This is a genomic window from Acidimicrobiia bacterium (assembly GCA_035948415.1).
Lineage (GTDB): Bacteria > Actinomycetota > Acidimicrobiia > IMCC26256 > PALSA-555 > PALSA-555.
In genome coordinates, this window is sequence record DASZJD010000004.1 from 22240 (window position 1) to 32375 (window position 10136).

General features: G+C 74.1%; 7 protein-coding genes. 4 read left to right on the forward strand and 3 right to left on the reverse strand.

Translation table 11 applies throughout. The features are described from left to right. Positions 1-66 precede the first annotated feature (66 nt). Both VG869_00780 and VG869_00785 read right to left on the reverse strand, forming a co-directional pair. Positions 67-1665: an acyl-CoA synthetase gene (locus VG869_00780; protein HEV3449714.1), complete on the reverse strand. Its 1599-nt coding sequence runs from the start codon at positions 1663-1665 to the stop codon at positions 67-69. A gap of 47 nt (positions 1666-1712) precedes the next feature. Beyond that, on the reverse strand, positions 1713-3293 hold the full coding sequence (locus VG869_00785) for a M2 family metallopeptidase (GenBank protein HEV3449715.1): 1581 nt from the start codon (positions 3291-3293) through the stop codon (positions 1713-1715). Positions 3294-3339: 46 nt separating this feature from the next. Here VG869_00785 and VG869_00790 point away from each other — a divergent pair, with 46 nt between their 5' ends. The 4 genes from VG869_00790 (at position 3340) to VG869_00805 (ending at position 9475) form a co-directional block, all read left to right on the forward strand. Beyond that, a complete protein-coding gene (locus tag VG869_00790; protein HEV3449716.1) occupies positions 3340-4329 on the forward strand; it encodes an LLM class F420-dependent oxidoreductase in 990 nt (329 codons plus the stop codon). Positions 4330-4501: 172 nt separating this feature from the next. Further along, positions 4502-6751 carry an MMPL family transporter gene (locus VG869_00795; protein HEV3449717.1) on the forward strand — a complete coding sequence of 750 codons (2250 nt, stop codon included), beginning with the start codon at positions 4502-4504 and terminating at the stop codon, positions 6749-6751. Positions 6752-6879: 128 nt separating this feature from the next. Beyond that, positions 6880-8262 carry an FAD-binding oxidoreductase gene (locus VG869_00800; GenBank protein ID HEV3449718.1) on the forward strand — a complete coding sequence of 461 codons (1383 nt, stop codon included), beginning with the start codon at positions 6880-6882 and terminating at the stop codon, positions 8260-8262. A gap of 190 nt (positions 8263-8452) precedes the next feature. Beyond that, positions 8453-9475: a hypothetical protein gene (locus VG869_00805; GenBank protein HEV3449719.1), complete on the forward strand. Its 1023-nt coding sequence runs from the start codon at positions 8453-8455 to the stop codon at positions 9473-9475. A gap of 167 nt (positions 9476-9642) precedes the next feature. On the opposite strand, the gene VG869_00810 is transcribed toward VG869_00805, so the two are convergent. After that, the coding region (locus VG869_00810; protein ID HEV3449720.1) for a hypothetical protein at positions 9643-10136 on the reverse strand (494 nt) is incomplete at its 5' end.

Sequence of the window (10136 nt, forward strand, 5' to 3'; positions counted from 1 at the left end):
AGTCTGCCGGCTGCGCGGGCGAGCCGCCCGTGGCGCTGGGCGCCCGGCGACACGCCGGTGCCCGGGCTACGACGACGCCGCTTGCGCCACCCGCTTCGCCCACCGGTAGTCGGGCTTGCCCGAGGGGGAGCGCTCGACGTGGTCGACGAGCACCAGCTGGCGGGGCAGCTTGTACCCGGCGAGGTGCCGACGGGCCTGCGCGGCGACGTCGTCGAGGGTGGGGCGCTGCCCGTCGCGGGGCTCGACGACCGCCACCACCCGCTCGCCCCACCGGTCGTCGGGGAGGCCGACGACGACGGCGTCGAAGACCGCCGGGTGGGCCTTCAGCGCGCCTTCCACCTCCTCGGGGTACACCTTCTCGCCGCCGGTGTTGATCGACACCGACCCGCGGCCGAGGATCGTGATCGTGCCGTCCTCCTCGACCCGGGCGTCGTCACCTGGGACGGACCAGCGCACCCCGTCGACGACGGGGAACGTGGCTCGGCTCTTCACCGGGTCGTGCCAGTAGCCGAGCGGCACCCGGCCCCGACGGGCGAGGCGGCCGACGACGCCCACGGGCGCGGGCCGGAAGTCGTCGGTGAGCACCGTCGTCTCGTCGTCGAGCCGGAAGCGCGGCTGAGCCGAGAACGACCCGTCGTCGCCGACCGCCAGCTGGCCCTGGCCGCCGGACTCGGACGACCCGAACCCGTCGAGCAGGAGGGTGTGCGGCAGCCGCTCGGCCAGCGCCCGCTTCACCGGCGGGGAGAGGATCGCACCCCCGGACAGCAGGATCGAGAGGCCCGACAGGTCCACGTCGTCCGAAAGCGAGTCGAGCGCCTCGACGAGGGGTCGCGCCATGGCGTCGCCGACGATGACCAGGAAGTTCACGTGCTCGGCGGCCACGAGCCCCCAGATCCGGGCGGCGTCGAGCGACCGGTCGGGTGAGAGCACCACGGTGCCGCCCGTGTAGAGCGTCATGAACGCCATCCAGTGCGCGGTGCCGTGCATGAGCGGGGAGGCGGGGAGGCAGCGCAGACCCTCGGCGCGGGCCCGCTCCGCGATGTCCTCGGGCGCGCGGATCGGCTCGCTGAGCCCGCCGCCGCCGAAGGCGCCGAAGAAGATGTCCTCGTGGCGCCACATCACGCCCTTCGGCATCCCGGTGGTGCCGCCGGTGTAGAGGATGTAGAGGTCGTCGGCGCTGCGCGGCGCGAAGTCCCGGGTCGACGACGCGTCGGCCAGGGCCCGCTCGTAGTCGTCCGCGTCGAGGCCGGCGAGGTCGGCGTCGGAGCCGTCGTCGACGGCGAGGAAGGTCCGCAGCATCGGGACGTCGGACCGGACCGCGGCGAGCTTGGGGGCGAAGCTGCGGTGGAACACGACCGCGCGCGCCTCGCTGTCGGCCAGGAGGTACCGGAGCTCCTCCTCGACGTAGCGGTAGTTCACGTTGATGGGCACGGCCCGCAGCTTGTAGGCGGCGAGCATCGCCTCGAGGTACTCGGTGCCGTTGTAGAGGTACAGGGCGACGTGGTCACCGGGACCGACACCCCGCGCCGCGAGCGCGTGCGCGAGCCGGTTCATCCGCTCGTCGGCCTCGCGGTAGGTGAGCCGCCGCGCCCCGCAGACGAGCGCCTCCCGGTCGGGGACGGTGTCGACCACCCGCTCCCAGAGGTCGGCCAGGTTGAACTCCATCGAGCCGATCGTACGGTCCCCGAGGACGGGGTCCGTCCGGCCGCCCGCTACGCGGCGAGGTGCGACGCCAGGTGGGCGGCGCTCAGGGGCTCGCCGGTCGCGGCCTCGATGAGCCGGTCCCAGCGGTGGGTCGCGCCCGGCGCGAAGACGGCGTCGGCGAGGAAGCGACCGGCCTCGCGCCGCGCCACGAACCCGCCGGCGCGGGCGGTGAGCGCGGTCTCGAGCTGGGACGCGAACAGCTCGCCGTACAGGTAGTTCTGGTAGTAGACGGGGACGACGGCGAGGTGGATCTTGGCCGCCCAGTCGGGCTGGCGCCGCCCCGCCGGTCGGCGCACGCCCTGGTACCGCTCCACGAGCTGCCACCAGGCCGCGTCGAGGTCGGCGTCGGGGTCGGCGTAGAGGCGGCGCTCGAAGTGGGTGACGACGAGCACCCACCGGGCGAACACGAGGAGCGAGGCGCGGCGGGCCGCCGCCAGGCGACGGCGCAGCCCGTCGAGCTCGCCGGGCGGCACCTGGGCCACGCCGCCGAGCCACTCGGGGTCGCGGACGAGCCGACCGAAGAGCATGGCGACGCCCTCGGTGGTGAGGGCGTGGGCGGCGTCGCGGAGCAGCCAGGGCAGGCTCCGGTCGACGCCCCGGTTGAAGACGGCGTGGCCGAACTCGTGGAGCATCGTGTCCATCCACCGCTCGCTCGGCTCGACGTTGCAGAGGACGCGCACGTCGCCTTCACGATCGATGTCGATGCAGAAGGCGTGCTGGTTCTTGCCGTCGCGGCCGTAGAGATCGCTCGCGCCGAGGACCGGCCGGACGTCGAGCCCGAGGCCGTCGTAGGTCCGCACGGTCAGGGCCTCGAGGTCGGCGGCGGCGAACAGCGGGTCGAGCTCGACCGCGCCCCGCGCCGGTGGATCCTGGAAGAAGGGATCGTCGAGGTGCCACGGCGCCAGCTCCTCGCGGTCGACGCCGAACCGAGCCGCGAGCGCGTCGTCGAGCTGCGCCTTCCAGGCCCGGAACGGCGCCTCGGTGTGCCGGTCCACCTCGTCGAGGGTGGCGAAGAGCCGGGCCTCGTCCATCTCGCCGACGCTGAGCGCCAGCGCGAAGTGGTCCCGCTGGCCGACCGACCGGGCCGCCTGGTTCCGGAGCCGAGCCAGCGAACGGACGCGATCGGCCACCGCCGCGCCGACCTGCTTCGACGCCTCCCACGCCCGCCGGCGGAGGCCCACGTCGTCGCTCGTGCGCAGGATGTCCAGGATGGCGTTGTCGGCGACGCGCTCGCCGTCGAGCTCGCCCCGAAACGAGGTGAACGTGGCCTCCACGTCGGTCTCGAGCTCCACGATCTGGCGCTGGAGGTCCCCCGACACCTGGTTCGGGAGCATGGCGTCATGGAGCAGGTCGAGCTGGCGTCGCACGTCCCCGCCGTCCTCGGCGGCGTCGGCGCGGGCCGCGCCCACGGCGGCGAAGGCGTCCGGATCGGCGAGGAGCTGCCGCCGGGCCAGCTCGAGCTCGGCCTTCCGGCGGTTGGCCTCGTCCGAGGCGCGGGTGCTGGCGTCCCACCACGCCCGGGCCAGGTCGACCTCGACCGGGCGGAGGCGCCCGACGAGGTCGTCGACCAGCCGCCCGGCGTCGTGCACGGCGGCGGAGTCTACGGGTAAGCAGAGGGCGACAGGAGGTTCCCACGTGAGCGACATCCACTTCGGCGCGTTCGCGCCCCAGGGCTGGAAGACCGAGCTCGTCGACATCCCCGACCCGCGTGACAAGTGGCGCGCCTGCCGCGACACCGCCGTGCTCGCCGAGGAGCTCGGCTACGACTCGGTGTGGGTCTACGACCACTTCCACAACGTCCCTCGTCCCGCGCACGAGTCCGTCTTCGAGTGCTGGACGACGATCGCGGCGCTGGCCGAGGCGACGAGCCGGATCCGACTCGGCCAGATGGTCTCGTGCACGTCGTACCGGCCGCCGGCGCTGACGGCCAAGATCACCGCCAACCTCGACGTCATCTCCGGCGGCCGACTCGAGTGGGGCGTCGGCGCCGGCTGGTACGAGGGGGAGTACCGCGCCTATGGCTACGAGTTCCCGCCCGCGCGTGAGCGGATCGGGCGGCTGCGCGAGGCCGTCGAGATCGTGACGCTGATGTGGCGCGAGCCCGACGCGACGTACGAGGGCCGCTACTACCGCGTCCACGGCGCGCAGTGCGACCCCAAGCCGGTGCAGGTGCCGCACCCGCCCATCTGGATCGGCGGTGGAGGCGAGCAGCTCACGCTCCGCGTCGTGGCCCGGCTCGCCGACCGCGCCAACTTCGGTGGTCGTCCGGACCAGTGGGCGCACAAGCGCGACGTGCTCCGCCAGCACTGTGCCGACGTCGGCCGGGACCCGGACGCGGTGTCGCTCACGTGGAGCCCCGAGCTGCTCGTCCGCGAGACCGAGGCCGAGATCCGCGCCCTCGCCGACGAGGGACGCGTCGGGTCACGGTGGGGCGAGCCGTTTGACTCGTGGGTGGCGGGCAACCTCGTCGGGACACCGGAGCAGGTGGCCGAGCGGCTGCGCACCTACGTCGACCTCGGCTGCGCCGGGTTCGTGCCGTGGTGTGCCGACTACCCCGACCACACCTCGCTGCGGCTGTTCGCCGACGCCGTCATGCCCGAGTTCGGCCGCGCCGCGGCCAGCTGACGACGGGCCCGCACCGAGCGGCGCGGTTGCCTCGACGGGATCACCCGCACACGGGAACGACGATCGCTCGCGGGTGTGACCAGCGTCACACGGTTGACGCGATACGTGGGCACCCCCTGCATCGTCAGTCAGGTAGAACAGTTCGTTGCTCCGTCCCGAGGAGGCGCGTCTGATGCGGGCGACGATGCGACAGCCCGGCGAGCAGCAATCGTCGATGGTCTCGACGACCCGCCTCGAGCGGCTGGCGACGTGGTGCTACGACCACCGCCGGCGAGTGGTGCGGGTCTGGCTCGCCGTCCTCGTGGCGGTCATCGCCGTCGGCGCCTTCGTGGTCACGGGCCACTTCGAGGACAAGTTCGGACAGGGGCACGGCGACTCGCGGACGACCCAGACCCTGCTCGACCAGCGGTTCCCCACCCGAGCCGGCGACACCGCCGACATCGTCTTCCACACCCCCGGACCGGTCGCGGCGCCGGCGACTCGCCAGAGCATGCAGGCCGTCATCGCCAGCGTCGTGCACCTGCCTCGCGTCGTCTCGGTGCGGGGCCCGTTCGATCCCACCGCGCACGGGCAGGTCGCCCTCGACGGGCACACGGCGTACGCGGTCATCCAGTTCGACGCCCGGACCGCGAGCCTCGCCAAGCCCGACCTCGTGAAGGTGGTCGACACCGCACGGGCGGCGAACCGCCCGGGCCTCCAGGTCGAGCTCGGCGGGCCGCCGATCAACAAGGCCGAGGGGATCAAGCTCGGGTCGAGCGAGTTCGTCGGCGTCCTCGCCGCCATCGTCATCCTGTTGGTGGCGTTCGGTTCGGTGATCGCGATGGGTCTGCCGATCCTCACCGCGCTGTTCGGCATCGGCGCCGGCATCGGCATCATCGACCTGATCAGCCGCGGCGTCGTGGTGCCCACCTTCGGCACCCAGCTGGCGGCGATGATCGGGCTCGGCGTCGGCATCGACTACGCGCTCTTCATCGTGACGCGGTACCGAGCCGGCCTCCACGCCGGGCAGGAGCCGCGGGACGCGGTCGCGATCGCGCTGTCGACCTCGGGCCGGGCGGTGGTGTTCGCGGGGTGCACGGTCGTGATCTCGCTGCTCGGGATGCTGCTGCTCGGCCAGGCCTTCGTCTACGGCCTCGCCTTCAGCGCCATCGCCGCGGTCGTGCTGGTCATGGCGGCCGCGCTCACGCTGCTGCCCGCCCTGCTCGGCTACGCGGGGCGCGCCATCGACAAGTGGCACGTGCCGAGGCTCTTCCACCGCGGCGAGGAGGGCGGTCGCGCCACCCTCTGGTACCGCTGGAGTCGCGTCATCCAGCACCGCCCCTGGATCGCGGGCGGCGCCTCGCTGGCGGTGCTCGTGGTCCTGGCCCTGCCCCTGCTCTCGATCCACCTCGCCTTCACCGACGACGGCAACAACCCGACGAGCACGACCACCCGGCGGGCCTACGACCTGCTCGCGAACGGGTTCGGGCCCGGCGTCAACGGACCCCTCGTCATCGCCGTCGACCGGCGCGGCGCCGACCCCCAGGTGGCTCGCCAGCTCGCGGCCCGGGTGGCCGCCACCCCGGGCGTCCAGTCCGTCTCGCCGCCGGCGTTCAACGCCGCCGGCGACACCGCGGTCGTCGTCGCGACCCCGAGGACCTCCCCCCAGGACACCCGGACCCAGGACCTCGTGAACCACCTTCGAGACCGCGTCGTGCCGCCGGCCCTGCGAGGCACGCCGGCGCGCGCGTACGTCGGTGGTGTCACCGCCGCCGCGATCGACGTCTCGGCCCAGTTCGCGCGCCGCCTGCTCTGGGTGATCGGCGGCGTCGTGGCGCTGTCGTTCGTGCTGCTCATGGCCGTGTTCCGATCGCTGGCGGTGCCCGTCAAGGCCGCGGTCATGAACCTGCTGTCCATCGGCGCCGCCTACGGCGTCATCGTCGCCGTCTTCCAGTGGGGCTGGCTCGGGTCCGTGATCGGGATCGGGAAGACCGCACCCATCGACCCGTGGATCCCGCTCATGCTGTTCACGATCCTCTTCGGCCTCTCGATGGACTACGAGGTCTTCCTGCTGTCCAGGATCCGAGAGGAGTGGCGCCGCACCGGCGACAACGCCACCGCGGTCGCCGACGGCCTGGCCGTGACCGGCCGGGTCATCACCGCGGCGGCGGCGATCATGGTGTGCGTGTTCGGCGCCTTCGTCCTCGGCGAGGTCCGAACCCTCAAGGTCTTCGGCCTCGGCCTCGCCGCCGCGGTTTTCGTCGACGCCACGATCGTGCGATCGGTGCTCGTGCCCGCCACGATGGAGCTGCTCGGTCGGGCCAACTGGTGGTTCCCGCGCTGGCTCGACCGTCTCGTCCCCACCGTCAGCATGGAGCCCGACGTCACCGCGTCGGAGGTCCTGGAGCCCGACCGGGTCCCCGAACCGTCGACCGTGCGCTGACGCTCGGCGGCGGAGCCGTCGCCCACCCCGAGTGACGCCGGCCGGCGTCGGGCTCCGGCAGCGGGATAGGGTGCGCGCCGACCACCGCCGGCGGCGCGCCGGGCACCGGTCGCAGGGAGGGGATGGGCATGGTTGATGTCGCGTCGGTCGCCGCTCGGCTGCCCGACTTCCGAGGCGAGCTGCTCCAGGCCGGCGACGCCGGCTACGACGAGGCCCGGCGGGTCTTCAACGCCATGATCGACCGGTCGCCGGCGTTGATCGTCCGCTGCACCGACGCCGACGACGTCGCCGCCGCCGTCAGGGTGGCGAGGGAGCAGGGCCTGCCGCTCAGCGTCTACGGCGGCGGCCACGGCGTCACCGGCGCCGCGGTCTGCGACGGCGGGATCTGCGTCGACCTGCGCGGGATGAAGGAGATCGAGGTCGACCCGGTTCGGCGCACGGCCCGGGTCGGCGGCGGCGTGACCTGGGGCGAGCTCGACGCCGCGACCCAGGAGCACGGGCTCGCGGTCACCGGCGGACGGGTGTCGACGACGGGCGTGGCCGGCCTGGCGCTGGGCAGCGGGAGCGGCTGGCTCGAGCGCAAGTTCGGGTTCACGTGCGACAACCTCATCGAAGCCGAGGTCGTGACCGCCGAGAGCCGGCGCGTGCGCGCCTCCGAGCGCGAGAACCCCGAGCTCTTCTGGGGCCTGCGCGGCGGGGGCGGCAACTTCGGCGTCGTGACCACGTTCCACTTCCAGCTGCACCCGGTGGGGCCGATCGTGCTCGGCGGGCTGCTGATGCACCCGGCGGCGGCCGGGGGCGAGCTGGTCCGGTTCTGGCGCGACTTCATGCTCCGCGCCCCCGACGAGGTCGGGAGCGGCCTCGCGTTCATCACCGCCCCGCCCGAGGAGTTCGTGCCCGAGCCGGTCCGCGGGCAGCCGGTCATCGGGGTCGTGGTGCTGTACGCGGGTGACCCGGCCGAGGGCGAGCGCGTCCTCCAGCCGCTGCGCGAGTTCGGCCCGCCGGGCATGGACATGGTCCAGCCCATGCCGTACGTCGCCGTCCAGCAGCTGCTCGATCCGGCCAACCCGCACGGGATGTACAACTACTGGTCCGGCGACTTCCTCGGTGCGCTGCCGGACGAGGCGGTGGACGCCCTCGTCGCCCGGGCGACGAAGCCCGTGTCTCCCCTGACGCAGATCATCGTCATCGCCGGCGGCGGCGCCGTCGCCGCGGTCGACGAGGACGCCACCGCCTTCGGGCAGCGCACGGCCCCGTTCAACATGCACTACCTGTCGATGTGGTCGGACCCGGACGACGCCCCCCGCAACGTGGCGTACACCCGCGACCTCGCCGGCGCCATGAAGCCGTGGACCACCGGCCGCGTGTACCTCAACTTCATCGGCGACGAGGGCCCCGGCCGGGTCGAGGCCGCCTTCGGGCCCGAGAAGTACGTCCGGCTCCAGGCCCTGAAGCGCGAGTGGGACCCGACGAATCTGTTCCGCCACAACCAGAACATCCCTCCGGCCTAGGCCGACGGCGGCACTTCGCCGCGACCTGGGCTTCGACCTCGAGCCGCTCCCCCGGGGCGATCCGTGCGCCCGTCGAGCCAGCGGCTGGGGACGCCGCGGATCGGCTGCAGGGGGTTGTTGCTCGCGGCGGCGAGCGCACCTACGGTCCCCGCCGACCAGGATCAGCGGGTCGTCGGACGGGGGGCGTGGGATGGCACGGCGTTGGCTCGTAGCACTGTCGGTCGTCGGGGGGCTCGGGCTGGCGGCGGGATCCGCGACCATGCCGCTCGCCGGCGCTGACAACACCAACTTCTCGGCGGCTGGGTCCGGCTCCTTCAGCGTCCCGACCGGCGTGTGCTCGGTCAGCGTCGTCGCCCAGGGCGCGGCCGGTGGGAGCACGGACCTCCGCGCCATCGGGGGAAGCCTCCAGCCCGGCGGCGGCGGCGGCCTCGAGAGCGGCAACCTCGCGGTGACGCCCGGCGAGCGGCTCGGCGTCACGGTCGGCGGCCTGGGCACGAGCATCACCGACAGCTCGCCCGTCTCGGCCGCCGCCGGGGGCACGAACGGCGGCGGCAGCGGCGGGATCAGCAGCGTCGCCACCCCGTTCAACGGCGGGGGCGCCGGCGGCGGCGGGGCGTCCGACGTCCGGCAGGCGTCGGGCGGGACCGGGTGCGTCCCGGTCTGTCGCATCGCGCCGCCGCCGCGACCGGGCAGCACCGCCCAGGATCGGGTCATCGTGGCCGGCGGTGGTGGCGGCGCCGGCGCCGCGGGCCCGCTCGTCGCAGCCGGCGGAGGCGCGGGGGGTGGCGTCGCCGGCCACAACCCTGACGGCACCGGCGGCACCGGCGACAACGGGCCGAACCCGGGTCACGGCGGCCAGGCCGGCGCGTCGGGCGGCGCCGCAGGGACGGGTGCCGTGGCGGGCCAGGCGGGGACGACCACCGGCACGGGCGGCAGCGGCGGGTCTCCCGTCGCCAACTCTGGCGGGGGCGGCGGCGGCGGCGGGGGCGCGGTCGGCGGCGGCGGGGGCGGTGCCGGCGGAATCGGCGACGGCGGCGGTGGCGGCGGGGGGTCGAACTTCGCCGCGCCGTCGGTGAGCGGCGCCACGTCCATCGCGGGCGTCAACCCCCCCGTCCCGGGGCTCGGCCCCGGGACCGGGTCGGTCAGCCTCACCTTCACGCCGCAGGCCCCCGTTGCCTGCGCGGTCGTCGCCGCGGCCCGTCTCACCGGCTGACGCCGGGCGACCCGCTTCGGTCGCGCGCGATCGGCGCCGCAACCGCCCGGGCCGGCCGGCGACGGGGTGGTCGTGCGGGTGGCGAGTTGGTCCGCGCCCGGCCTCGCGACGGCGGCCTGTGACCCGCCGACCGGAGAGGCCTCGCCGCGCTCGCGGGAGACGAAGACCTAGGGCACCGCGGGCAGCGAGTTGGGGAGCGGCGCGACGAAGTGGGGCCCGTAGGTCTGGATGCTGAGCGAGAACGGCGCCCGGCTGAAGGGCGACCGGTTCGTGCTGTACACGACGATGGGGTCCGTCGCGGGTGACATGGTGAAGGCGCCGTACGAGGAGAGGCCCGGGGCCGCGGTGCCGGCCACCGGCCCGTAGTACGTCCAGGGCCCCGCGGGCGTGGGCGCCGTGAACACCGACACCTCATCGCTGAACGCGTCGGCGAGCTTGCACGTCGCCAGGTACCCAGACCCGTACGGCGTGACCCACGGCTGTGCCGAGGGTCCGTGCCCATCGCCGAGGCCTGGGAGCAGCGCCGGCACGTTGAACCACTCGAGCGGGACGGCTTGGGCGGGGTCTGCCGACCAGGTCGGCGCCAGCGGGTCGCCGCTCGCGAAGGTCCACGCGCCCGGGTTCAGGAGCTGCCCGGCTGGGACGCGCGCGAGATAGACGT